Raw genomic sequence first — 24,492 nt, 5'->3', positions numbered from 1 at the left:
GCAATGGCCTGCATGACCCTCTGGCTACCTATGTGAAACGTCAACACGCCCTAGAATCATTGAAATCTTTATCTATGATTTCATATTACTTTTTCGTTATTATAATTGCTACAGATCAGGAAGAATCTGCTGCCAGGCACTGGTGTGTTCATCATACTGCAGCAAGCATCTTTTGCTGAATTGGTTGCCTATCTTAAATTTAAATAGCACAAATCAGAAGATTCTCAAGCGGTTGAATACTGCTATGGGCAATATAGCCGATTTATTCGTGTTTCTTCCAGAAAATAATAGGGTTACGTTCACTGTAGTATGGAATTGTGACTATTTCCGATAACAACCTGAGTATCGCTGTTATGTTTATGAGTAAGTGCCGGATCCGGGGTTATTGAACGATTCTGAAAATCCTGCGTCATAAATAATAGTTTTTGCGTGGATTTCCGCAACCGTTAAACCCTCTGATGGCCATAATTAGAACTGGCCTCCCTTCGAGCCTGTACGGAATTTCCGTACAGGCTTTTTTTCATAGTGCATTCGGATATGGCCATATATTTCGGTTGTTACCAGGTAGAAATATCAAATTTTATCCGTATCATTTGCGATAGGTAATAAGATGAGGGAAGAGAATATGCTCCTAAATTTATGCTGCCAGTAGATCCGGAACCAGATGAGGGGAAATAGGGCAGAGGTTTGCTGTTTTCTTTTCAGGCCTTATCCATGATGTAACGAAGAAGATCTGTCGAAGTAAGAATGCCCCACGGCTGATTTTCTTCTGCTCGGACTATAAGACTGTTGATTCTGTTGTCCAGCATGGTTCGGATGGCTGTACTGATTTCGGCGGAGGGATCGATGACGACGGGGGTATCAGTCATTAGATCCTTGACGAGATGTTCGGCCCTGATGTTGCCTGAGCCGTGCCAGGCCATTGAAAGATCTCTGTCACTCAGAACACCCACCAGTTTTCCGCCATCGAGTACAGGCAGATGATGACAGGCATATTCTTTCATCATGGCCAGAGCTTTTTCCACTGAAATGTCGAAACCTATCGTTTGCGGCATCGGGGTCGTCAAATCACGTACTTTCGTCATTTCGTGCCTCGCAATATTTCTATCAGAATATCCAGCGCATCGGTTACTGTGAATATGCCTTGCAGATTTCCCTGTTCGTCACTAACCAGCACGCTGCCGATCTTTTTTTCGGACATCTTCAGAATAACGTCTTCGATGGATGTACTGCCCCGAAAAATTATGGGATCAGGTGTCATCAGATCGGCAGCCCTGACCAGAAATTTCTCACGGGTACTCAAGGCCGAGATAATTTTAAGATCCCGGTCGCTGACGATACCTACCACCTTTCTATCCGATACGATAGGAATATGTCGCACTTTGAGGTTTTTGGTGAGATCCAGTAATTCATCGATCGAGCTGTCTTCACGAGCCGTGACCGGGTAGGGGGTAGTAAATTCCTGGATCGGTAATTCAAGTTTTGTGCTCATAGACATCTCCATATACGTGAATTGGGCTGAGTTATACCAGATCATGAGGTATTAGGAAACTTGCCCGGGAAGAAGGCCCAACACTCTTTGGAAAAGAGGATGTCATACGTGGCTTGGGCGTTGGATTTCGGATCTATGGTGAATTTTACTCGTTTTTATAGCTTCGGTGGACAGGTGAAGATACAGTCCTATTTTCTGCTGTTATTTCTATACGTTTTCTTTGCGGATTGTGCAGATTGGGGTTTGAGTTTTCGTTTGGGGCCGGATTTGGGGGTATCTGAAGTCGTGGCTCCAGCGATTTTTTTGTCAGGATTTATCCGGTATATAATCAAGATCCTGCCGATTTGTTTGACAGGGGCCGCATTTAATGAGAAACAGATTTGCTCCAGGAGGGAAGCTCTTCGATCTTGATTGCCGTTGAGTACCTTCACCTTGATAAGCTCATGTTTCAGAAGGCTTCGATCCAGTTCGCTGATGACATTCTCAGTCAGACCATCTTTACCGATCGTGACTACTGGATCCAGGTGATGTGCGTTGGCTGCAAGTTGACGGCGCTGCTCCATATCAAGTGCAAGCATTAAACTTTCCTAAAAGAGTTGAATTTTACCTGATTTTTATCTGATGAAATCTGCCAGAACCAGCAGGGCCTGGATAAAGGCCCATATCAATGATAATTTTGTCCGCAAAGCCAACCACGAAGGCTATCGCTCGCGTGCCGCATACAAGTTGCGAGAGATTGCTGAACAGGATGCTCTTTTTGTACCAGGAATGACAGTTGTCGATCTGGGTGCGGCGCCAGGCAGCTGGTCACAAGTAGCACTCGAATTTATTAGACCAACAGGAAAGATATTTGCACTCGATATACTGGATATGCAGCCATTGCCCGGCTTAACGTTCATTCAAGGGGATTTCCGTGAAAATGAAATTCTAACGACGCTGGAAACAGCCCTGGGCGGAAAACGTGCAGATCTTGTTATTTCCGATATGTCACCCAATCTTACTGGCATCCGTGTCAGTGATCAGGCTCAAGGTATGTATCTGGCGGAGTTGGCTTTGATATTTTGTCGAGAACATTTGAACCCCGGCAAAAATTTCCTTGTCAAAGCTTTTCAGGGAAGTGACTTTGAAGCTTTCCGACAGATGATGCAAGCTGATTTTTCAAAAGTTGTCATCAGGAAACCAAAGGCTTCGCGAGATCGCAGTAAAGAGCTATATTTGCTGGGACTGGAAAAAATAATCTGATAGACTGCGGTGACAATCTTGTAAAAAACCGCATATATGTGTCATAACCCGGTTTCGTCGAAGAGCAAAATTGAGGAGCTAATATGAATAATCTGATTAAGAACATGGCTATTTGGCTGGTGATTGCTCTGGTACTGATGACAGTATTCAACCAATTCTCCACACGGCAGCCATCGCAGCCTCCTATGGAATATTCACAATTTATCAGTGAAATGCATCAGGGTAGGATTGCCAAGGTAGTAATTGACGGCCGGACTTTACGAGGATCGAAAACGGATGGTCGCCAGTTTATCGTTCATTCACCTTCTGACCCTTGGCTGGTAAGTGATCTATTGAAAGCAGGTATATCGGTAGAAGCAAAACCGGAAGAAGAACCCTCCATGTTAATGAGCATACTGGTCTCATGGTTTCCGATGTTGCTCCTGATTGCCGTTTGGATCTTTTTTATGCGTCAAATGCAGGGAGGAGGCCGAAATGGTGGTGCTTTCTCGTTCGGGAAAAGCAAAGCGAGGATGCTCGATCATAAGAACAATAATGTAACTTTCGCGGATGTGGCCGGTTGCGAAGAAGCCAAGGAAGAGGTTGCCGAACTGGTGGAATTCCTGAAAGATCCTTCCAGATTTCAGAAACTGGGCGGGCGTATTCCCCGTGGTGTTTTGATGTGCGGCAGTCCGGGAACGGGTAAAACATTGCTCGCTCGTGCCATTGCTGGTGAAGCGAAAGTACCGTTTTTCAGTATTTCCGGTTCAGATTTCGTTGAAATGTTCGTAGGTGTAGGCGCTTCCAGAGTGAGAGATATGTTCGAACAGGCGAAAAAGCACGCACCCTGCATCATCTTCATCGACGAGATCGATGCGGTTGGACGTCAGCGTGGTGCCGGACTGGGAGGTGGAAACGATGAACGTGAACAGACCTTGAACCAGCTGCTGGTTGAGATGGATGGTTTCGAAGGCAATATGGGTGTGATCGTCATTGCTGCTACCAACCGTCCAGATGTACTTGATCCCGCGTTGTTACGTCCTGGCCGGTTCGACAGACAGGTCGTCGTTCCATTGCCGGATATACGCGGCAGGGAGCAGATCTTGCAGGTGCACATGCGCAAGGTCCCAGTATCTCCTGACGTTAAAGCCGGTATCCTTGCCAGAGGTACACCTGGTATGTCAGGGGCTGATCTTGCCAATCTGGTCAACGAGGCTGCGCTGTTTGCTGCACGCGCTGGTAAACGCTTGGTCGATATGGATGATTTTGAACGTGCGAAAGACAAGATTCTGATGGGGGCAGAGCGTCGTTCCGTCGTCATGCCGGAGAATGAACGCCGTAATACCGCCTATCATGAATCCGGGCATGCGGTGGTAGCTTATCTGTTGCCTAAGACCGATCCGGTTCATAAGGTTTCGATTATTCCGCGCGGGCGTGCATTGGGTGTCACCATGCAGTTGCCTTCGGAAGATCGTTACAGCATGGATCGTGATCAGATATTACAAACCATAGCGGTTATGTTTGGTGGCCGTATTGCAGAAGAAGTATTCATGGAACAGATGACTACCGGTGCTTCCAATGACTTTGAACGGGCAACGGATACTGCCCGTAAAATGGTGACACAATGGGGTATGTCTGAAACGTTAGGACCTATGGTGTATGGTGAAAATGAGGGTGAAGTATTCCTTGGCCGCTCAGTTACTACACACAAAAATCTGAGTGAAGCAACCATGCAGAAGGTCGATGCCGAAATTCGCCGTATCATCGATGAGCAGTATGCGCTTGCACGTAAACTGATCGAAGAGAACAAGGATAAAATCGAGGCAATGACTCAGGCATTGCTTGAGTGGGAGACGATAGACAGCGACCAGATCAAGGATATTATGGAGGGTCGCCCGCCACGTCCGCCACAGGCACCGACTTCTTCTGCACGGCAGGATAAAGGTTCAGCAGGCTCAGCAGTCGATGAAATAAAACAACCGACCGGTGAACCTGCAACGACCGAGGCACCTGCTGCCCAGAAAGTCGAAATTTAAAAGCTACATTATTTTCCTTCCAATGGCCTGTACGTTTTTTTGACGCACAGGCCATTTTTCTTATCCAAGTGAACAGACTGCAAAGAATTTTCCAGCAAAATCGTCCGCTGATCATGGGTGTAATCAATGTCACGCCCGATTCCTTTTCCGATGGGGGATATTTCGATACGACTGAAAAAGCAATTGAACAGGCAAGGCGCCTGATTCAGGAAGGGGCTGACATCCTCGATATTGGAGGAGAATCCACCCGTCCAGGGAGTCGATCTGTGGGGGCAGAGGAAGAGTTGTTACGGATAATGCCTGTCATAGAGTTTGTTCTGAGCATGAATATTCCGGTATCCGTCGATACTTCCAAACCTGAAGTCATGCGTGTCGCAATTGACGCTGGAGTGGATCTCGTCAATGACATCAATGCGTTACAGGCTCCGGACGCATTAGATGTCGTTACAGACAGCACAGTCATGATTTGTCTCATGCATATGCAGGGAAAACCGGAAACGATGCAACGTAATCCTCAATATTCCGATGTGGTTGCCGAAGTCATATCATTTCTGGAGCGGCGAATTGCAGCAGCAGTATCAGCCGGAATAGAGCGAGAGCGTATCGTCATCGACCCTGGTTTCGGTTTTGGCAAGACGTTCGAGCATAATCGCACGTTGCTGCAGCGGCTGAATTGCCTTGCTTCCATGAATTTTCCCGTTCTGGCAGGTCTTTCACGTAAATCCATGCTGGGAACGATTACGGGTAATAAAGTGAATAACCGTATCCATGCCAGTGTGGCTGCAGCGCTGCTGGCAGTGGGTCAGGGAGCCCGGATCGTCCGGGTACATGATGTTAAAGCCACATACGATGCATTCTCGGTTTTTGCAGCAGTAAATCGTATTTACCCGGGTTTTCTGGTACATCCGTAATCCTGTCTCAGTACCTGGCTGTGATGATAATCACTTCCGGATGGTTATGATTGTGCCAAAGTTACCGATCAAACCATATTCGGCTGCTTGCAGCCGTGAATGATGTTTGCGGGATATGGGTTGATTCTGCAAATCCCGGTCGGGACATATTAGATATATTCATTGGGAAAGCGATAGATAGTGAAATGAAGAAAAAATATTTTGGTACGGATGGTATTCGCGGGAAGGTAGGGGATTTTCCGATCACCCCGGATTTCTTTCTGCGTCTGGGGTACGCTGTCGGTAAAGTGTTACTGGCCTCTGATCGACGGCTGGCTGCGGATAAACGACCGACGGTGCTGATAGGTAAAGATACGCGGATATCGGGCTATATGCTGGAATCTGCATTGGAAGCCGGTTTCTCAGCAGCAGGTGTGGATGTACTGCTGTCCGGTCCATTGCCGACACCGGCTGTAGCTTATCTTGTCCGGGCTTTGCGTATCCAGGCAGGTGCAGTCATTTCTGCTTCCCACAATCCGTTTGATGATAACGGCATCAAGTTTTTTTCGTCCGAAGGCTCAAAATTACCAGACGGTATGGAGCTTCAGATCGAGGCCGAACTGGATCAGCCTGTGAAGACGACACCTTCTATCAAATTAGGCAGGGTACAGCGTCTCAGAGATGCTGCAGGCAGGTATATCGAATTCTGCAAAAGCACTTTCCCCAATCAGCTCGATTTGCGAGGGATGCGCATCGTGGTTGATTGTGCCAATGGTGCGGACTACCATATTGCCGGGCATGTCATGCATGAGCTGGGAGCTGATGTGATAATGACTCATGCCAGCCCGGATGGTTTCAACATCAATTACGAATGTGGAGCGACCCATATCGAGGCACTTCAGGATTCAGTTCTGCAGCATGGGGCTGATATCGGGATTGCCGTGGATGGTGACGGTGATCGCGTACTGATGGTCAGCAGGGAAGGGATATTATACGATGGTGACAGTCTGGCTTATATCATTGGCAAACACCGGCAGCAGCGTGGTGTGTTGCAGGGTGGGGTAGCCGGAACACTCATGACCAATCTGGCGGTCGAACAGGCTTTCGAGCGACTCAGGATTCCATTTGCCCGGGCAAATGTCGGGGACCGCTATGTTTCTGAACTGTTGCAGCAAAACGACTGGTATCTGGGTGCCGAGAATTCTGGTCATATTATCTGCCGGGATAAACACACTACGGGGGATGGTATTATTTCAGCTCTCCAGGTTCTGTACGCATTGCGTGATACCGGCCTGACGCTGGCTGATTTTATGCATGATGTCGTCTTCTTTCCTCAGTGCTTGATCAATGTAAAGGTTTCCGGGAATTTTGATTTTCGGAGCAATCTGGCGATTGAGGCCTGTAAAAATGAGGCGGAACAGGCACTGGGAAACGATGGTCGTATTCTCTTGCGTGCTTCCGGAACGGAGCCGCTAATCAGGGTCATGGTAGAAGGAAAGGTACTGCAACAAACCGAATACTGGGCAGAGAAAATTGCTGAAACAGTTCGTCAGCAGGCAGCTTCCACGATGATCGAGAGCTGCTGAATTACGACCACAAATCTGTAATATCCCCTGTTTATTCTTATGCATACCTGATGATGGTCATGAGGTATGAGTTGCAGTCAATCATTATTATCAAATTCTTGTAAACAGGGGGCTATCATGCAGCAATTTTTACTGAGATTCGATACCGGATTTCTGTTCGCAATTCTTGGTTTTGCTCTCTTGAGCGGAACCACCACGATGGTTCAAGCCAGGCCGCTGGTAAAAATCAGTGGTTCAAGTACAGTCTTTCCAATTACAGAGGCTGTTTCGGAAGATTTTCAGGCTGCTAAGAAAGGGGCCATTATGGTTACCGCCGGTATCGCCGGCACGGGTGGGGGATTCAAGAAATTCTGCCGGGATGAAGTCGATATTGTGAATGCTTCTCGCCCGATCCTGTCTTCTGAAATGGAGCAATGCCGGCAGAATGGTGTGCAATACATCGAAATGCCAATTGCTTTCGATGCTTTGACAGTGGTAGTCAATCCTGGAAATGACTGGATCAAATCCATGACAGTGGCTGAATTGAAAAAAATCTGGGAGCCGGCAGCCCAGGAAAAAATACTCAACTGGAACCAGGTCAATCCGGCCTGGCCCGATGCCAGAATCAAACTGTTCGGTGCCGGAGCGGATTCAGGAACATTCGACTATTTCACCGAGGCCGTGGTTGGTAAGGCAAAATCCAGTCGTGGAGATTTTACAGCTTCGGAAGATGACAATGTGCTTGTGCAGGGTGTGGCGAGTGATCTGAATGCATTGGGTTTCTTTGGCTTTGCCTACTACATCGAAAATCATCAGAAACTGAAAGCCGTGGCAATTGATAATGGTGCAGGTGGTATTCTGCCTTCCATGCTTACGGTCCAGAATGGAAGTTACCAGCCGTTATCGCGTCCCCTTTTCATCTATGTGAATGCAAAATCGGCGGGCAAACCCGAAGTCAGGGAATTTGTCACCTTTTACATGCAACACGCGCAACAGTTGGTTGAGGAAGTGAGATATTTTCCATTGAAAAAAGAGTTTTACGATTTCAACATCAAGCATCTTCAGAACAAGACACTCGGTACGGTATTCGGTGGGGAAGCTGGGATGGGTATGGCTATCGAGGATCTATACAAGCGGGAAAGGGTTCAATAACCGGCGTGCGATCTCGATAAGATTGTGATTACCGATACGAAATGGTCCACGTTGTCCCAGTAAAGGTTCATCTGGCCTGATTGTATATCATAGATCTTCGCATCATTCTGGTAACATTTTCAACGGATCAAACAATTATTATTTGTTAAGTTCCGTGGCCTGGATGGATTATTTACCTGTTTTTCTCAATATCAAACAGCGTGATTGCCTGATTGTGGGCGGCGGAGAGATTGCCATCCGCAAAATCAGGCTGCTGCTGCGGGCTCATGCCCGTATCCATGTGGTATCTCCTGCCATCAGCGATGAGTTGAGTAATCTGCTGCTGCAATCACCTGCGATCACTCATACTGCTGAACTTTTCCAGCCGGATCATTTGCGGGATAAGGTGCTGGCCATTGCTGCCACCAATGATCATGAAGTAAATCAGGCAGTCTCCGCTGCCGCCAGGAAAGTGGGTATTCCGGTAAACGTCGTAGACAATCCGGATTTATGTACCTTTATCATGCCGTCTATTCTTGATCGTTCTCCGATCATCGTTGCAGTTTCAAGTGGTGGTACTTCTCCGATACTGGCGAGGCTGTTACGTTCGCGATTGGAAGCGCTGATTCCTTCTGCCTATGGTCGGCTGGCCGAACATGCCGCACGGTTTCGTGACAAGGTCAGGCAGCGTTTTATCCATCCGGAGAATCGTCGTTCTTTTTGGGAGAAAATGTTGCAGGGACCGTTTGCAGAAATGGTATTCGCCGGTAGGGATCAGGCTGCGCAGGATTATCTGTCAGAAGCGCTGGAAAACAGTACTGATCCGCTTCCTACCGGAGAAGTTTATCTGGTGGGCGCAGGCCCGGGTGACCCCGATTTACTGACTTTCCGGGCCATGCGCCTGATGCAGCAGGCAGATGTGGTCATTTATGATCGGCTGGTTTCTCCTGCCATTCTGGATATGGTCAGACAAGATGCAGCGCGTATCTATGTAGGGAAGGCGCGTAATCAGCATACCCTGCCGCAGACATCGATCAACGAACTGCTGGTAAAGCTGGCGCGGGAGGGTAAACGGGTTCTGCGTCTGAAAGGGGGAGATCCCTTTATTTTCGGGCGAGGAGGTGAGGAAATCGAAACCCTGTCGCAACACCACATTCCATTCCAGGTCGTTCCCGGGATTACAGCGGCATCAGGCGTAGCCAGTTATGCAGGGATTCCTCTGACTCATCGTGATCATGCACAGTCCTGTGTTTTTGTGACGGGACATCTGCAAGACAACACTATACAGCTTGACTGGCCGGCATTGGCACGTCCGAATCAGACTATCGTCGTCTATATGGGGCTGCTGGGAGTCACCGAATTATGCCGGCAGCTGATTGCGCACGGCCTGCAGACAACTACACCGGCTGCGATCGTTCAGCAGGGAACGACCCCTAACCAGCGCGTATTGACAGGGACACTGGAAACTTTACCGGCCATCATTCAGCAGAATCTACTGAAACCTCCCACACTGATTATTGTGGGAGAAGTCGTCAAACTTCATCAGAAACTCGCCTGGTTCAATTCGACTCCGGAATCAGTAGATACATCCTCTTGCCCGGGACATCTTTAATTTTCATCATAGCGTATAGCCTAAGCAGTCAGGGATAGAGCGGCTACCAGGCCGCAAGCATATGATAGTCAGACAGGCTGGAGGCATATCCTGCCTCCAGCCCTTGGCGTTCAGTTTGTCAGATGATTACTGAACCGGATTACGTTGCTGATCAGTAAGTCCGGCTGACCATTGGGAGTTGAGATTTTGTACCCAGCCATTATAGACGTTGGGTAATGCCACAACTCCCTGACCGCCAAAACCTGCCAGGCTGCTGATTTTATCGTCCTTGGGCACACTGTTATCAGCTACCAGCGTAACGGCACCGGCAACCTCAGCGTCACTCAGATCACCATCACCATTCGGATCCGGATCGACTACGATCAGCCGATTGGAGAATTTGCTGGTGACATAGGCATAGTATCCTCCACCTTTCTTGGCGCCAAAATTGGCTCCGTGGCAACCGGGATCGCACGGTAGTGACTTAACGATACTATCCGTTCTCGTATCGATCACGACAATCTGGCCTCCATAAGAAGCTGTTACCATGACCTTGCCATCGGGTGATACCGGTGACTGGATCGGTAATATTCCGATTGGTCCGTTGATTTCACCGGTAATCGGATTGTAATGTTCGATCAGATTAATGTTCTTGATGAAGTTGCCATCTCCATCCATGACACTGACACTATGATGCAGCAAATTGGCCGCATATACCTTGCTGGAATCCGGCAGCATGCCGATTGCAATCGGGTGTGCTCCTGGTTGTCCTTCACCCGTTGCCGTTCTGGCAACGATTTTGCCATCTTCGACATCATAAAAACCCGCATCGTGAGTATTGATATTGGGTGTGATGATACGTTTGCCATCTGCTGAAATCCAGTGACCATGAGGGTTGCCAGGTGCCTGTCCATGATTCTGTGTCAGTAAGGCATAGTTCACCTTGGTCGTGCCGGCTGGAATGATAACGATGTCATTTTCACCGTTGATGGCAACGGTAATGTCATCCGTATCGGGCAGTGTCATGACATGAGAAGGCGAATCACCCACCTGAACGTTACTGATCAGTTTGCCCGTTTTCTGCTTGATTGCGGTCAGTTTGTTATCGAACCACTGAGTGGTATAGACAATCGAATGATCGCGATTTGGCCACATATTGTGTGGATTGTTCAGGTTGATTTGTGGCAGGGCAATTTTCCGCTTGAGCGTCCAATTGCTGGTGTCAACCACTGTGATCGTGCCTGGTTTGGTTTTACCGGCAGTTTTCTCGAACTGGGTATCGACCCAGACCTCACCTACGCCCGATACTGCCGGACGAGGTAATGGTGATAGGCTGATGTTGTTGCCGTAACGTGTATTCAATACATCGGGCAACCGTACTTTGCCGATATCCACGGCGACATCTACATCCGGATAAGCGATCTTCCAGGGATCGGGAGAAGTGAAATCCTGCCAATTTTTTGGCGTAGTTGTTACAAAGAAGGTATGCAGCAAACGTGTGGCGAGATCGCTGCTGGTCGGCAGATTCTTGATTCCTGAAACCAGATCGATGGTGTTGCCCAGATCCAGACCGTCTGTTGCCGGATCATCGACAATCACAGCGGCAAACATGAATGGATGGATCTTGCAGGTGAACACGTACAGACCAGGTACGTTGAGTTTGAGGATGGCGCCACCCCGGTAGGCCTTGGTTTCGTCGAACGGAATCATGAAATGATCGCCGCCGTGGTCGTTATGTCCGGCTTCGCTTGGCCACAACAGGCTGGTGATGGTGTGTACACCCGCAGTATCCGACATGACGAAGTGAACGCTGCTGCCCGGAGGGATGATTTCCAGTGATTTGGTATGCGTTACCGGGCTCAGTGCGTCACCGCGAGCACTTCTGAACCAGCCGGCAGGCTCATCACTTACGATAAATGTGACCAGTCCGGGCTGGTCGCTGTCATTGAGAAAAATGGCTCCACTGGGGGATGCACCAACGATACTGTCTGCAGACTGTCCTGAGTCACGGGCAACCACATGAATTCGGCTGTTCATCCCGGATTGCATATGTGATATCAGATGGCAGTGAAGTTGCCAAACACCCGGGCCGACCCCGGTTCCCGCCTTGATGGTGAAGACATGGCTGTTATTCAGGTCATCCAGGATATGGGTATCGATGATATGGGGAGCTTTCTGAGTACTGCCGGGTTCGATCCAGCGGTGTGCATGCAGATGGAAGGTATGTCCCGGGCCTACTGCCAGTACGTGGAAGCGGAGGAGATCATCCTGGTAGGCACCCAGATCCGGGTTGGCCCACAGAGGCTGCTGATTGCCATTCCGATTGATCTCAGTTCCCCAGAAAGTGGAGCCTACCATGAACAGCACGAATTCCTTGCTCAGCTGAGAGCGTTTGGTGGAAACGATAGTGCCATCGCCATCCACATAGCTTTGAACGTGGCCATTCGATTCATCGACCACGATCGCACCGAATAAGCCCAGCATCGGTGCTTTCTCGTCATGGTAAGCAAAAGTACCGGCCTTTCTGGCATTCAGCCGGTAGCTTTTTGTTTGTCCCGGAGCTGCCGGAGTACTATTACCCGTTGAAAGACCGGGGGCAGTGAAACTGACTGGGGACTGAGTATTGTTGGTGAGTTGGACATTGATTTTATCCCCTGTTTTGATGAACAGTGTAGGTCCGGGAATAGTGGCTTCGGTTGCATAGCCTGGTACGGTACCGTTATTGCTGGTGTGGCTGAGCAATTTATAGGCGGGTTGGCCGTTTGGCAAGGTTTCAGCCGATAGTACGACGTTGTGGGTTGCTGCCATCAACCAGGCGGGAAACAGGCAGGCAGCAACAAATGCAACCAGCGTTGCCGCAAATTGTATAAAAGTGTTGGATCTCATTTTTTTTCCTTGATTTGAGAAACAGATCAATATGCACATGATCAACGGGTGACGATGAAATCACCCTGCATCCCCAGTAATCTGCTGGCGAAGGCAGTATCCTGGTAGCGCGAGGAATGGGTCGCCTTGACTGTAAAGACGTGTTTTTCGAGCGGCCCCAGGACTTTCCGGTTGATCGTGTTGCGTGTGCCTGGATCGGTCCACTGATACTTCGGCAGCTCGAACTGATGAAAGTTGGTGCCCAGGGCAATCAGATGGAATCTGACATTGGTATTGCGCTGTGCAGTGAGGGGAGGGTTCGTACCCAGAGCAGTCTGTTTGCCGGTGGCGTTATCGATTTCCATGGCCCAGAAGGCATCGTCACCGAGGTAGAACACATAGTCCTTGGCAATATTCGGTGAACGATTGTTGCCGGCCTTGGCCTGTCTGGCTTCCGACGCTGAACGAACGATAAGAGCACCGAACAAACCTCTGTCCTCTGCCCCGTTGTGGCTCTCCATGTTGTGGTCATGGTAGGGCCAGGTGCCGGCTGTACCGGGTGCGGCATCCCAGCGATAGGTATAGGAGAGGTGAGGAACCGCGCTCTCATCCTTATATAGATTGATGTACTTCAGAGTGCCGTCACTTTCCCGATCGTAATGTACACCGTGGACATGCAGGCTGACATGCTCCTGGAAGGGGGTATGCGGATCGAATTGATGCAGGAGTTCGATTTCAGCTACATCTCCTTCATCCAGAATGATAGTCGGCCCCGGGATCGTGGCGGTACTGGTGACATAATGGTTTGTGATGTCAGTCTGTGTCCCGTCAGGCTGCCTGACTATGTGCCCAGCCATGCGGTATCCATACAGACCATCCGCCAGTCTTTCAGCGTATATGACAATGTTGTGTAAATTTCCTGCTACCGCTGTGGTTGCAGAAAACAGTAGCCACAATGTGAGGGTGGCCATCGACCAGGCTATGCCAGTCGATAATGTTTTGCACGATCTTTTCAGATGGTGCAATGGATGAGAATCATGTGTGGGGAATCCACCACCGAACTCGAGTTCCATTTTTCTTCTCCTCTGTTGAATATTATGAATCAAGCGTTTAATTCGCTCTTGAATGTAAATTTCATATTTCATCTCCTGTAACAGATCCAAGATAGCCGTTTCATTCCCGGAAATATGACAAGAGGTAGGATTGTGGCAAATCAGACGTTACATATCGGTTACAGATTGGAAAATAATCAAAAGACAGGAGGAAAGAGGGATGTTTCTTATGGTATTTGCATAATCCATCCTCAGAAAACCATATCGGCTGTCTGTAGAAGACGTATTTCCTGATTTCAGGTTTATCTGATGGGATATCTATTTGAGGTTCGAGCAGTATGAGATCGTCATACCAGGAATTCCAGAGCTACTCGGTACTACGTAAGCTTGCTATGAGTGATTGGTAGAGAAGTTGGGTTTCCTGGCTGGGGCTGGTCCCCAGATAGGAGAGGAGAGTATGGCAACAACACTGATAGGTGGAGTGTATTCTGGCAGGCCGGCCAAGCCGGGTATAGCAGATCATGAGGCGACGGTAGAATACCTCGGCTACAGGCTCGATTCCGATGGCCCTGAGATAATGCGTCGCTGCTGCCGTCCAGTCATTATTATGTTCGAGTAGCAGACCGAGCCGCTCGCTCATGTTTAAATAATGGAGGTGCAGGCGTTCCCGGAAAGACAGAATCCACGATTCAGATTCTCCTGCCAGAAAATGGCCCTGATACCGGTTGATTGCTGTCTGTAATGTATTCTGGGTAGCAGCCGGAAGATATACCACGCGATAGAATGCTATGTAATCTATCCAGACATAACCTGTATCCAGTGATAATTGGCGATTCTCCAGTCGAATTGCTTTTTCATGCTGCAGTAGTTTGCGCAGGCGATGCAGGGTGGTTCTCAGGGCTTGTTCGGCCACATCTCCCGAGGATTCCGGCCACAAGGCATCCATTATCCGGTTCTGACTGATTGCCCGACTACCGAATGCACACAAGTATTTGAGTAATTCCAGGGGTTTGCGCTGGGTTTTTCCTTCGAATCGCAGCGGTATGTCGTTACACAGAACTGAAAACCGTCCAAGTGTGTAAATCCTGACCGGCCAGGGCCAATTTTCGATATCGGGAGATTCGGCTTTGATACGATATCGGCGGATCAGGTTTTGCACATAAGTCACCTCGATCTCAAATCGAAGGGCCAGGGCGAACAGGCGTGCTGTTACTTGCGGGCGTTCCCAGTAATTGAGCAGGAGAAAATTGTTTTGGCAGCCGATCCGCAACCCTTTGTGTAATGGAATGAATGCCCGGGAATCATTCTCTTCTTTCGTCCAGGAATAAGCTTCTATTAACAGGCACTGATACTCAAGTATCGGGTTTTTCATGGTTTTGGCATATTCGATAGCTATGTCGAGATGGTTTCTGGCCGTGGCCAGATCACCCATTTCTATCAGAATCTGTGCCAGACCAAACCGGCTGAGCTCGCGTAAAAACGGTCTGCCCGTTTCCTCATGCAATTTAAGGGCAGTCATGGCATCGTCGAATGCCTGGGAAAAATTTCCCTTTAGAAATTCAATCCCTGCTCGCAGATAGCAAAATTCTGTCAGTTCATGCTTGCGTTGTGCGTTGAGATTGGATTCAAATCGTTCGAGACAGGCCTGAGCGCCGGTAATATTACCGGCCGATAGCGCGCTGTAAGCATTATGTGCCCATAACATGTTGCTCAGTATCAGAATGCCGGATTTCTCTGCGATTTGTAACGCATCGAGAAATTTCTGCTCGGCAATATGCGGCGATGCCATGATATGCCAGGCATAGCCCCCTTCTATATTCCGCCAGAGAATACGAAGCAGGGGAGGGATGGAGGGATGATCGAGCAAGAGTGCGATTTCATTGATGATCCGGTGCATTTTGTCTGTCTCGCCACGCCACAGGAGAAGAAATGTGATTGCGCTGGCGACCGCAATCCTCAACGATGGCTCAACCGTTGACTGAAATACGTTCTCAAATCGTGCTTCCAGTATCTCCAGCAGTGGATGGTGGGGTGCTGCAAATATCAGACCCAACAGATTGGCAAATGTGCGAATCTCGACTTCCTGTGAAGGAAAATCACTATGATGGGCTAATAACTGATGCAGTCGATCTCCCCATCTTACAACTGGTGTTATATCATCCTCGGCATATAGATAGATTTCCATCATGGCGCTGCAGGACAAAAATAATCCTGCGTTATCATTTGTAACCTGGAATCCGATGTAAGCCTGTTCGATATCTGCCCTGGCCATGCGGGGGTTGGACAGAGTATTGCTGACACCACGCCAGTAAAGCAGCCACGGCATATTTCCTACTACTGCCTCGGGTAGTATGGCAATCAGCTCCAGTAACGTCCAATATCGTCCTTGTGTAAGCAGCGTCGCTGCATGACCATTGATCAGTCGCATCAAATCTTCCCATGCCTGCGCTTTGGCAAATAGCTCAGCAGCTGTTTCAATATTACTGTTCTGCTCCATGAGGATTGCCCCTAATCGCAGAATACTATGCGATTCATGTGTGGAAAGGTAATCCCTGACTCGATCAAGCAGAAATTCACGAAATAGTGCGTGATACTGGTAGATGGTTTCTTCGCTGGTGCGTCGGTCGATGAACAGTTGATGACGATAAATATAATCGAGCATCTCTTTTGCACGCGGGTTTCCACTTATTTCGATGGCCATTTCCAATGTCATATACGGCAGTATGGCGGTGCGTATCAGGAATTGGCGCATTGCCAGGGGCATCTGATCAAACATTTCACTGGCAAAATAATCGAAGATCAGTTCCATGGTTTCGGACCGGAATGCCGGGCTTACCGTCCCTGTTTGTTTGAGGCGTTCCATCATCAGTACCAGTCCGGCGGCCCAGCCGCCAGTCTGTTCCTGCAGCAAGTGCACGGCTTCTTCGTCAAATATTTGACCGGTTGTTGTGGCGATTGCCTGGGTTTCAGCTGGTGTCAGGCGCAAATCTTCCCAGCCTATCCGCCCGATCAGGTTACTGGCGATCATTCGGGCGAACTGGGGTGGGGGATCGGTGCGGCTGATTGCTAGCAGATTGATACCGGCGGGAAATTCTGCCACTGCTCCCTGAATGATTGTATGAAAGATCGATTCCGGTGCGGCTTCCTGGTAATTGTCCAGTACCAGTACTGTGGTTGCAGGGACGGAAGCAAGGAGAGTACGAAAAAAGCGACGGGTGAATCCCGTCAGGTCTGGCAGATATTCCGGTGTCAGAAGCGGCAGCACAAGATGTTCATGGTCCGCAGCCTTGTGCCCGGCCTGTGCCAGATAGTAAAAAAATGTTGCGATATCCGTATCGCTGCCGTCGACCTGATACCATATGACCGGCAGGTCACGGGCTTTGACGTAACTTGCCGCCAGTGTCGTTTTCCCTGCTCCCGGCGGGCCGGTAATCCAGACTACAGGGCGGCTGGCCCGTTCCTCATCCAGCAGAGTGAACAGACGATGCCGGCTGACGACGTTGAAGAGTCTTGGCTGGCTTAATTTGGCAGGTATGCGTAATTCAGTAATGGTATTCCCCTTCGGGGTAAACGGACAGTACGGTGAACGCGCTTGGCCACATTACCCGAATATTCCACACTGAAAGAATCGTTGATACGGTAAGTTTTGATATGATTCCCCCTTTCGCCCTTATCCCGGCAAAATACCCTGTCTGGCTTTTTACCGGAACTGATTCAGGCAATTCAGCATGCAGAAAGTGTAAGCCATCCGATATTATTTTTTAGAGCATACTACATATCTAATAAATTGCAGGATTCTGTTTTCTGGTTATTTCTGTTCTGATTACAGATTATCCCGACAGAGTAAGACGTTATCCGCCTGCGCATACAGGCACTTTTACTTGAGGTTTTCAGAATGAAGGCTGATATATTCGCAACCAGAATCCTGATCCTGGATGATGATCCGTTCATACTGAAACTGTTGATGAGAATGCTGGCGAATATGGGATTTTCATCCGTCACTCGTTGTGAAAACGGAGTAGATGCCTTGAAGCTGCTGGAGGATGTCGCAACCCGGCCCGATCTGATTCTGCTGGATCTCAACATGCCCGGTATGGATGGTATCGAATTCGTGCGCCATCTGGTCGAACGAAAATTCTCCGGCTGCCTGATTCTTGTCAGTGGCGAGGACGAGCGAATGCTCAGAACGACGGAGAAACTGGTGCAGGCACATCGGATCCCTATTCTGGGTTATCTGCAAAAACCAGTACAACCCGAGAGTTTGCGCATGCTGCTGATGAAGCTGGATATGTCGTCATCCATGCGGGGCGGAGAAGGAAATACCCGAAAGATTTATGATGCCGATGCAATCAGAACCGCGATCGATTCCAGTGAACTGGTCAATTATTACCAGCCCAAGGTTCGGGTCGATACCGGAGCGGTTGCCGGTATCGAGGCGCTGGTGCGCTGGCATCATCCCGTGGATGGAATGGTTTATCCTGATCAGTTCATCGGTGTGGCGGAAGAAAATGGTCTGATCGGCCGACTGACTCATACCGTGCTCAGCCAGGCTTTTGTTCAGGCGAGAGTATGGCAGCAAACCGGCTATGAGCTGAAAGTGGCTGTCAATGTATCGATGGACAATCTGACATCACTCGATTTCCAGGATGCCGTGGTAAGGCTGGCTGCCGAGGCTGAAATTCCTCCCGGCAAAATCGTACTGGAAATCACTGAAAGCCAGCTGATGGGAGATGTGCGTGTCTCGTTGGAGATTTTAACCCGCTTGCGTCTGAAACGTTTCCATTTGTCCATCGATGATTTTGGTACCGGCCATTCCTCACTGACACAATTGCGGGATATTCCGTTTGATGAACTCAAGATAGATCAGGGGTTCGTGCACCGTGCCTCGGGTGATGAAACGCTGCGCGCAATATATGATGCCAGTCTGGCACTGGCAAAGCAGTTGAATATGGAAGCCGTTGCCGAAGGCGTGGAGGATCATGAAGACTGGGAATTACTGCGTCGGACCGGTTGTGATCTGGCACAGGGTAATTTCATCTCGCGACCTATGCCAGCCGAGGCTCTGGATGAATGGGTAGAGAAATGGCATGTACGAATCGAGGCCGAATCGCTGATTTCTTCGAAAGCAGGCAAGATGTTGTGATAGCGTTTATAGCCAATCAGTGAGACCGGATACCGTTCAGCGTCTGGATATATTTGTCGGACAGGCACTTGCATTGATCGGCTGCTTGCGATCCAGCACCACGAAATGATATTCCATGCCGCTGTCCGAGGTATGATGCGTTTCACGAGAGATTTCCCGCCAGTCATTACGATCGTACTCCGGAAAAAAAGTATCCCCCGCAAAATCCTGCTGAATCTCGGTCAGATATAAACGCTGGCAGAGCGATAGAGTCTGTCGGTAGATTTCAGCACCACCAATGATGAAGATCTGCCGATCATCACTGGAAAAATGACCCAGCACTTCCTGGATCGAACCTGCTGTGCGGATACCGGGCCAATCAAAATGATGCTGCCGGGTGAGCACGACATTGGTACGGTCAGGTAGTGGTTTGCCAATCGAATCGAATGTCCGGCGCCCCATCACGACAATCTGGCCGATGGTCAGTTGTTTGAAATGCTTGAGATCAGCCGGCAGATGCCAGGGCAGCGCATTATTCAGCCCGATTACCCGGTTGGCTGAAACAGCAGCCAGAATCGCCAGCCGGGGAGGTGAAAGTGGTGGGATGGTCATACGGCCACAGGTGCCTTGATAGGCGGGTAAGGGTCATAATCGTGCAAGGTAAAATCCTCGTATCCGAAGTCAAAAATATTTCTGATGGCCGGATTCAGTTGCATGACGGGGAGTGTTCTGGGTTCGCGTTCCAGTTGCAGTCGCGCTTGTTCAAGGTGGTTCAGATACAGGTGTGCATCGCCAAAGGTGTGGACGAATTCTCCGAGCTTCAGGTTGCAGCACTGTGCAATCATCAGTGTCAGTAATGAATATGAGGCAATGTTGAAGGGAACGCCCAGAAAAATATCGGCACTGCGCTGATAAAGCTGGCAGGAGAGTTTGCCGTCTGCCACGTAAAACTGAAACAGCACATGACAGGGAGCGAGTTTCATTTTGTCGAGATCACCCACATTCCATGCGGAGACGATCATCCGACGCGAATCCGGTGTTTCTTTGATTTGTTGGATCACTTGCGAGATCTGATCAATGGCGGTGCCGTCGGAAACTGCCCAGGATCGCCACTGATGACCGTAGATCGGCCCCAGATCACCGTTTTTATCTGCCCATTCATCCCAGATGGATACACCGTTTCTCTTCAGGTAATCGATGTTGGTTTCGCCTCGCAAAAACCATAATAGTTCATGAATGATCGATTTGATATGACATTTCTTGGTTGTCACCAGCGGGAAGCCTGCCTGCAGATCAAAGCGCATCTGATAGCCAAAAATGGAGAGTGTGCCGGTCCCGGTGCGATCACTCTTTTGATGACCGTGTTGCAGCACATGCCGCATCAGGTCGAGGTACTGATACATGAATAATCCTGAAAGGGTGAATCAAGCGGATATAATGCAAAGCTATTTTAATGATGCCTGTGGGTTTTTTAGGAGCCCCGTCTGGATAGAAAACTAATGCTCGCTCTACTTACACAAAACGATAACACTTTTGATGAATCGATTAAAGCTACGCACTTACTGGTTATTCTGCCCAAGGCAGATAAAATTTCCGGGAAATATCAGCTGCCTGCCGAGCAGATTCTGCATGATTTACTGCAACGTCAGAGTATACCGGTAAACCGGCTGGCGGAAACACCCCTGTCAGCTAATTTGCAGCATGGGGGGTTATATGCCTGGGTGATGGTGGATCTCAGTAAAGCGCTGTTCGAGCAGCAGACCAGTCTGCGCAAGGCCATGCAGTTGCTGCTGAATGAACATCCGGCTGAAATCCACCTTGCCGTGTATGGGGATGATGCTCAAAAGTGTCATCTGGCTGAACTTGCAGTGTATGTAGCCTGGGTCAACGGAGCAATTCTGCCGGTACGCAAGCAGCGCAAGCCGGACGATAAGCCCCTGGAGCGAATTTGCCTGCACGGGATGGTGGATACCTCCGGATTTGCCATGCAACGTGCGCAGGCAGAAGGAAATTTTCTCGCCAGAGGATTGACCATTCTGCCACCTAATGAACTGACTCCCAGAACTTATCGCGAGCAGATCAGAAAGCTGGCCGCCAGTGAAAACTGGCAATATGAGGAATATGAGCTGTCCCGATTGCGCGAATTGGGAGCAGGTGCATTCAGTGCCGTTGCCCAGGGCAGCCTTACGGATGATGCAGCGATTGTTCATTTGCGCAGAACGGCAGGACACGGGGAAACCGGTAAAACGATTGCGCTGGTGGGGAAGGGGATCTGCTTCGATACCGGCGGCCATAACCTGAAACCGGCACGCTACATGTATGGCATGCATGAGGATATGAATGGTTCCGCAGTGGCACTCGGCGTGCTTCTGGCAGCCACGCGGGCCGATCTGCCGATCAATATCGACTGCTGGCTTGCCATTGCACAGAATCACATCAGTCCCGTGGCATTCAAGCAAAACGATGTGATCACCGCTCTGAATGGCATGACCATAGAAATCGTTCATACCGACGCCGAAGGCCGCCTGGTACTGGCTGATGCGCTGACACTCGCTGCCAGGGAAAAACCGGATCTGATCATCGATTATGCTACGCTGACAGGCAGCCTGATTACTGCGTTGGGATCACGTTACAGTGGGGTTTTCACCAACCGGGATTATCTGGCGCAGAATGCGGTGGCTGTTGGCCGGTCAAGTGGTGAGCGGGTATGCGTATTACCGGTGGACAGTGATTACGAGACTGATCTCGACAGCAAAATCGCTGATATTAAACAGTGCACTTTAGAAAGCGAAGCCGATCATATCCTTGCTGCCTGTTTTCTGCGCCATTTTGTGAATGATATTCCCTGGCTGCACATGGATCTTTCTGCTTATCGTCATCAGGATGGACTGGGCGCGGTGGGTACGGAAGTTACCGGTTTTGGCGTGACCTGGTCGATGCACTTTCTGCAGGAGATCCTCAAGATCCTGCAGAAAAGAACGAGCAAGTCCCGCACTGACTGAAAATAATAAAAACATGGCCGAATTCATCAACCCGTTTGAGGCATCATTTTATGAATGACGAAGTAAAACAACGATTGCAGAGTACCGAAACCTGGATCCGTGTACTTTTTATGTTGCTGTTCATGTTTATCCAGGGAGGTGTGAAATTTCTGATCGTGCTGTTGGCCCTGTTTCAGTTCGGGTCGACTATCCTGATCGGGAAGACCAATACCCGACTGCTTAAACTGGGCCGCCAGCTGGCAATGTATGATTACCAGATCAGTCTGTTCCTGACATTCAACAGCGAACAGCGCCCGTTTCCATTTTCTTCCTGGCCTTCTGATACGGGTAATCGTACTTCGGATGATACAAATAATCGTACTCCGGACGAGAATCCGGGAAATACCAGCTGGTTTCAGTAATCGTGTCGCTGTATTTCTGTGCAGAGAGTATCCCTCTGCTCGGTGAAGGGATGCGCAGCTCAATGAACTAGCTAGCAAGCATCCGTGCAAATAATAGTGGTTATATTTCTGGATTGTTACTTTACATATTAGAAATTCAGAAACAGGTTAACTGCAAAATTGTGCATCATTTGATCAGGACGAGGATTATGGCGCCTGTCAATGAATTGGTTCATATACCCCAGTTCAACGGTCGCGTTCTGATGAACTTTGTAACCCAGACCCACAAAAGCGCGATTCTGATCGAAACCACGAGAAATAAAGCCTGGGTTACTAACCGTGTTCAATCCGATGAACAATTCATTCTGAATGATAAAAGTAAGATTGGGGTCGATCATGGCTATTGGAATCGCCAGTTTTATCAGCTGACGGAAACGGTAAGCCACATCGTCACTACCAGAAACGGGTGCATTGTGATCAAAGAAGCGCTGTTCAAAGCGACTGCGCAATGACAATTTCCCAAGAGAAAATTCATCCGCCCAGGTTACCTGCTGCCAGATTCTATGCTCATCGAACGGGAGCCCTGATTTCGTTACCAGTGGTTCATCCGAGGGAATCCAGGCATAGCCCGCCCAGATGATAATTTTATCAGTGATCGCATAGCCCAAACCGGGACGGATGATAGCCTGCGTAAACTGTGAGGCATCGTTGCCGAATCGTTCCTGTCCTTCCATCCACCATCTGAATTTCTTCAAATCGGGGTTGTCTGGATTGACGAAGCCAAAATTACCAAGTGCAGTAATATTTCCCCAGACCTGAAAATCCTCTACGGTTCTGCCAGCTGTGGCTGGTTGATTAAATGCCAAATTCAGTGCGACGAGCACAACAAAAATACTGATTTTCTTAAACACGCAATCTCCTCTCTTCTTTTATATATAGGACTTACGCAAAGCGCATTTTGACGGATGGATTTTTGAGTTGCTGGCGCAGGTATTCATCCAGAAGTCCGTGCTTGATGCGATAAATGGTTTTCCTGGTTTTTCGGGCCAGGTCGGTCAGACGAATCCAAACCAGCATCGCGCAAGCGATGTGGTTGCGCTGGATGCGCGCCTTGCGACACTGGTTTTTCTCAATGCCGGTGAGTTGCTTGATCTCGCGGTGAAACTGCTCGATTTTCCAGCGCATGCCACACACCTCTTGTGTGGCATCCAGGGAATCGTGAGACAGGTCGTTGGTCACGACCCAATCCGTGCGGTGGGTGGACACCGACACCCGGAATAATTTCACTTTGTAGTCTTTGGGAAAACCTTTGATTTTGATGAGCTTGCCATGTGCCCATTCGTGATTGCTCCACGTAAGGGAATCGACCCGGCGATAGAGGCTTTTACCGCCTGAATCATCGACCTGGCGGTTGTCTTTGAGCGGGCAGTAAAAAATCTTGCGCAAGGAATCAATGTGCAACATCAACTCTTTGGTGGCGTACCATGTATCCATGAGCACGGCATGAAACGACAGTTGCTTATGATCGACAATCTGGTTCAGCATGTCGCGCATATGGTCAAGCTTGGTCTTGCCGTCGTGATCAGGATCATAAATGCGATAATCGATCACCCAGTATCGGCCCGTCTCGGGGTTGACGTACATGCAGTTGACCAGGCTCAATGCCTTTGATGAGTCCGTGCGGATTGCCGCTGTATTGCCGCTGTATTGCCGCCGTACCAGCTCGATGTTCTGAGAGTAGTTCTTATCCAGAACCGTATCGTCAAACACGATATAGCCATGCAGGAAAGGCTCAATCTGTGAGCGCACGTTTTCCCAGATCAGACGCGAAGTCAGGCGATCTTCTCTCAGGTAACGGTTAATCGCGTCGTGGCTCATGGTGTTTTGCGTATGGTCAGCGTAATTGGTAATCGTGTAATTGGTTTGGCTCACCAGCAGGTACTGACAATAATCCAGTCGAGTCGGGCGTTTCGATGTCATACCCGACAATGTACCAATTTAAAATACGTTTGGGGTTACCTGTTTTTGCAGCTTGCAAAATATTTTTTGCGTAAGTCCTAATATATAAGAATCTCTAGTGCTATTTACAATATTCAGGAGAACACTGCAGATGAACGTACACAAACGCACAGGCTTGACTTTACC

At 49.1% G+C, this 24,492-nt stretch carries 19 protein-coding genes; 9 read left to right on the top strand and 10 right to left on the bottom strand.

Annotated elements, in window-relative coordinates:
• Window positions 1-701: 701 nt before the first annotated feature.
• From ABUL11_RS07665 to yhbY, 3 genes are all read right to left on the bottom strand, one after another.
• Window positions 702-1,085 (bottom strand): CBS domain-containing protein, encoded by a 384-nt coding sequence (locus ABUL11_RS07665; protein ID WP_350283275.1) that lies wholly within the window; start codon window positions 1,083-1,085, stop codon window positions 702-704.
• On the bottom strand, window positions 1,082-1,492 hold the full coding sequence (locus ABUL11_RS07660; protein ID WP_350283274.1) for a CBS domain-containing protein: 411 nt from the start codon (window positions 1,490-1,492) through the stop codon (window positions 1,082-1,084). The genes ABUL11_RS07665 and ABUL11_RS07660 overlap by 4 nt, the downstream gene beginning before the upstream one ends.
• A 188-nt stretch (window positions 1,493-1,680) precedes the next feature.
• Entirely contained in the window at window positions 1,681-2,070 is a 390-nt protein-coding gene (gene yhbY, locus ABUL11_RS07655; protein ID WP_350283273.1) for a ribosome assembly RNA-binding protein YhbY, read from the bottom strand.
• A gap of 43 nt (window positions 2,071-2,113) precedes the next feature.
• Between yhbY and ABUL11_RS07650 the strand changes: the two genes are divergently transcribed.
• The 6 genes from ABUL11_RS07650 to cysG all read left to right on the top strand — a co-directional run bounded on the left by ABUL11_RS07650 (window position 2,114) and on the right by cysG (window position 9,947).
• On the top strand, window positions 2,114-2,734 hold the full coding sequence (locus tag ABUL11_RS07650; protein ID WP_350283272.1) for an RlmE family RNA methyltransferase: 621 nt from the start codon (window positions 2,114-2,116) through the stop codon (window positions 2,732-2,734).
• Window positions 2,735-2,817: 83 nt separating this feature from the next.
• Window positions 2,818-4,749: an ATP-dependent zinc metalloprotease FtsH gene (ftsH, locus tag ABUL11_RS07645; RefSeq protein WP_350283271.1), complete on the top strand. Its 1,932-nt coding sequence runs from the start codon at window positions 2,818-2,820 to the stop codon at window positions 4,747-4,749.
• Between the two features lie 113 nt (window positions 4,750-4,862).
• On the top strand, window positions 4,863-5,660 hold the full coding sequence (folP, locus tag ABUL11_RS07640) for a dihydropteroate synthase (RefSeq protein ID WP_350283270.1): 798 nt from the start codon (window positions 4,863-4,865) through the stop codon (window positions 5,658-5,660).
• Window positions 5,661-5,845: 185 nt separating this feature from the next.
• The gene (glmM, locus tag ABUL11_RS07635; protein WP_350283269.1) at window positions 5,846-7,225 is read left to right on the top strand and encodes a phosphoglucosamine mutase; all 1,380 of its coding nucleotides are present in this window, start codon (window positions 5,846-5,848) and stop codon (window positions 7,223-7,225) included.
• A gap of 117 nt (window positions 7,226-7,342) precedes the next feature.
• Entirely contained in the window at window positions 7,343-8,356 is a 1,014-nt protein-coding gene (locus ABUL11_RS07630; RefSeq protein ID WP_350283268.1) for a PstS family phosphate ABC transporter substrate-binding protein, read from the top strand.
• Window positions 8,357-8,519: 163 nt separating this feature from the next.
• Entirely contained in the window at window positions 8,520-9,947 is a 1,428-nt protein-coding gene (gene cysG, locus ABUL11_RS07625) for a siroheme synthase CysG (RefSeq protein WP_350283276.1), read from the top strand.
• 126 nt (window positions 9,948-10,073) lie between these two features.
• On the opposite strand, the gene ABUL11_RS07620 is transcribed toward cysG, so the two are convergent.
• The 3 genes from ABUL11_RS07620 to ABUL11_RS07610 form a co-directional block, all read right to left on the bottom strand.
• Complete coding sequence (locus ABUL11_RS07620; RefSeq protein WP_350283267.1) at window positions 10,074-12,812, bottom strand: multicopper oxidase domain-containing protein; 2,739 nt, start codon at window positions 12,810-12,812, stop codon at window positions 10,074-10,076.
• 41 nt (window positions 12,813-12,853) lie between these two features.
• The gene (locus ABUL11_RS07615) at window positions 12,854-13,864 is read right to left on the bottom strand and encodes a multicopper oxidase domain-containing protein (protein WP_350283266.1); all 1,011 of its coding nucleotides are present in this window, start codon (window positions 13,862-13,864) and stop codon (window positions 12,854-12,856) included.
• Window positions 13,865-14,210: 346 nt separating this feature from the next.
• Window positions 14,211-17,108: an AfsR/SARP family transcriptional regulator gene (locus ABUL11_RS07610; protein WP_350283265.1), complete on the bottom strand. Its 2,898-nt coding sequence runs from the start codon at window positions 17,106-17,108 to the stop codon at window positions 14,211-14,213.
• A gap of 630 nt (window positions 17,109-17,738) precedes the next feature.
• Between ABUL11_RS07610 and ABUL11_RS07605 the strand changes: the two genes are divergently transcribed.
• Complete coding sequence (locus ABUL11_RS07605) at window positions 17,739-18,986, top strand: EAL domain-containing response regulator (RefSeq protein WP_350283264.1); 1,248 nt, start codon at window positions 17,739-17,741, stop codon at window positions 18,984-18,986.
• Between the two features lie 36 nt (window positions 18,987-19,022).
• Here ABUL11_RS07605 and ABUL11_RS07600 read toward each other — a convergent pair whose 3' ends face one another.
• Window positions 19,023-19,577 (bottom strand): dihydrofolate reductase, encoded by a 555-nt coding sequence (locus ABUL11_RS07600; protein WP_350283263.1) that lies wholly within the window; start codon window positions 19,575-19,577, stop codon window positions 19,023-19,025.
• Complete coding sequence (locus ABUL11_RS07595; protein WP_350283262.1) at window positions 19,574-20,368, bottom strand: thymidylate synthase; 795 nt, start codon at window positions 20,366-20,368, stop codon at window positions 19,574-19,576. The genes ABUL11_RS07600 and ABUL11_RS07595 overlap by 4 nt, the downstream gene beginning before the upstream one ends.
• A 96-nt stretch (window positions 20,369-20,464) precedes the next feature.
• Between ABUL11_RS07595 and ABUL11_RS07590 the strand changes: the two genes are divergently transcribed.
• Both ABUL11_RS07590 and ABUL11_RS07585 read left to right on the top strand, forming a co-directional pair.
• Window positions 20,465-21,967, top strand: a complete 1,503-nt coding sequence (locus tag ABUL11_RS07590; RefSeq protein ID WP_350283261.1) for a M17 family metallopeptidase — start codon at window positions 20,465-20,467, stop codon at window positions 21,965-21,967.
• 50 nt (window positions 21,968-22,017) lie between these two features.
• Complete coding sequence (locus ABUL11_RS07585; protein WP_350283260.1) at window positions 22,018-22,368, top strand: DUF4389 domain-containing protein; 351 nt, start codon at window positions 22,018-22,020, stop codon at window positions 22,366-22,368.
• 128 nt (window positions 22,369-22,496) lie between these two features.
• Here ABUL11_RS07585 and ABUL11_RS07580 read toward each other — a convergent pair whose 3' ends face one another.
• A complete protein-coding gene (locus tag ABUL11_RS07580; RefSeq protein WP_350283259.1) occupies window positions 22,497-23,258 on the bottom strand; it encodes a DUF2490 domain-containing protein in 762 nt (253 codons plus the stop codon).
• Window positions 23,259-23,289: 31 nt separating this feature from the next.
• On the bottom strand, window positions 23,290-24,327 hold the full coding sequence (locus ABUL11_RS07575; RefSeq protein WP_350283258.1) for an IS701 family transposase: 1,038 nt from the start codon (window positions 24,325-24,327) through the stop codon (window positions 23,290-23,292).
• Window positions 24,328-24,492 lie beyond the last annotated feature (165 nt).

Source organism: Nitrosomonas sp., assembly GCF_040256045.1.
Classification (GTDB): Bacteria; Pseudomonadota; Gammaproteobacteria; order Burkholderiales; family Nitrosomonadaceae; genus Nitrosomonas.
This window is presented reverse-complemented; position numbering and strand designations above follow the sequence as displayed.

Bases quoted from the DNA above. Each gene is read 5' to 3' on its own strand.
- ABUL11_RS07595 (WP_350283262.1), bottom strand. From the start codon at position 20,368: ATGTATCAGTACCTCGACCTGATGCGGCATGTGCTGCAACACGGTCAT.
- yhbY (WP_350283273.1), bottom strand. From the start codon at position 2,070: ATGCTTGCACTTGATATGGAGCAGCGCCGTCAACTTGCAGCCAACGCA.
- ABUL11_RS07585 (WP_350283260.1), top strand. From the start codon at position 22,018: ATGAATGACGAAGTAAAACAACGATTGCAGAGTACCGAAACCTGGATC.
- ABUL11_RS07575 (WP_350283258.1), bottom strand. From the start codon at position 24,327: ATGACATCGAAACGCCCGACTCGACTGGATTATTGTCAGTACCTGCTG.
- cysG (WP_350283276.1), top strand. From the start codon at position 8,520: ATGGATTATTTACCTGTTTTTCTCAATATCAAACAGCGTGATTGCCTG.
- ABUL11_RS07590 (WP_350283261.1), top strand. From the start codon at position 20,465: ATGCTCGCTCTACTTACACAAAACGATAACACTTTTGATGAATCGATT.
- ftsH (WP_350283271.1), top strand. From the start codon at position 2,818: ATGAATAATCTGATTAAGAACATGGCTATTTGGCTGGTGATTGCTCTG.
- ABUL11_RS07605 (WP_350283264.1), top strand. From the start codon at position 17,739: ATGAAGGCTGATATATTCGCAACCAGAATCCTGATCCTGGATGATGAT.
- ABUL11_RS07665 (WP_350283275.1), bottom strand. From the start codon at position 1,085: ATGACGAAAGTACGTGATTTGACGACCCCGATGCCGCAAACGATAGGT.
- folP (WP_350283270.1), top strand. From the start codon at position 4,863: ATGGGTGTAATCAATGTCACGCCCGATTCCTTTTCCGATGGGGGATAT.
- ABUL11_RS07600 (WP_350283263.1), bottom strand. From the start codon at position 19,577: ATGACCATCCCACCACTTTCACCTCCCCGGCTGGCGATTCTGGCTGCT.
- glmM (WP_350283269.1), top strand. From the start codon at position 5,846: ATGAAGAAAAAATATTTTGGTACGGATGGTATTCGCGGGAAGGTAGGG.
- ABUL11_RS07620 (WP_350283267.1), bottom strand. From the start codon at position 12,812: ATGAGATCCAACACTTTTATACAATTTGCGGCAACGCTGGTTGCATTT.
- ABUL11_RS07660 (WP_350283274.1), bottom strand. From the start codon at position 1,492: ATGAGCACAAAACTTGAATTACCGATCCAGGAATTTACTACCCCCTAC.
- ABUL11_RS07650 (WP_350283272.1), top strand. From the start codon at position 2,114: ATGAAATCTGCCAGAACCAGCAGGGCCTGGATAAAGGCCCATATCAAT.
- ABUL11_RS07615 (WP_350283266.1), bottom strand. From the start codon at position 13,864: ATGGAACTCGAGTTCGGTGGTGGATTCCCCACACATGATTCTCATCCA.
- ABUL11_RS07630 (WP_350283268.1), top strand. From the start codon at position 7,343: ATGCAGCAATTTTTACTGAGATTCGATACCGGATTTCTGTTCGCAATT.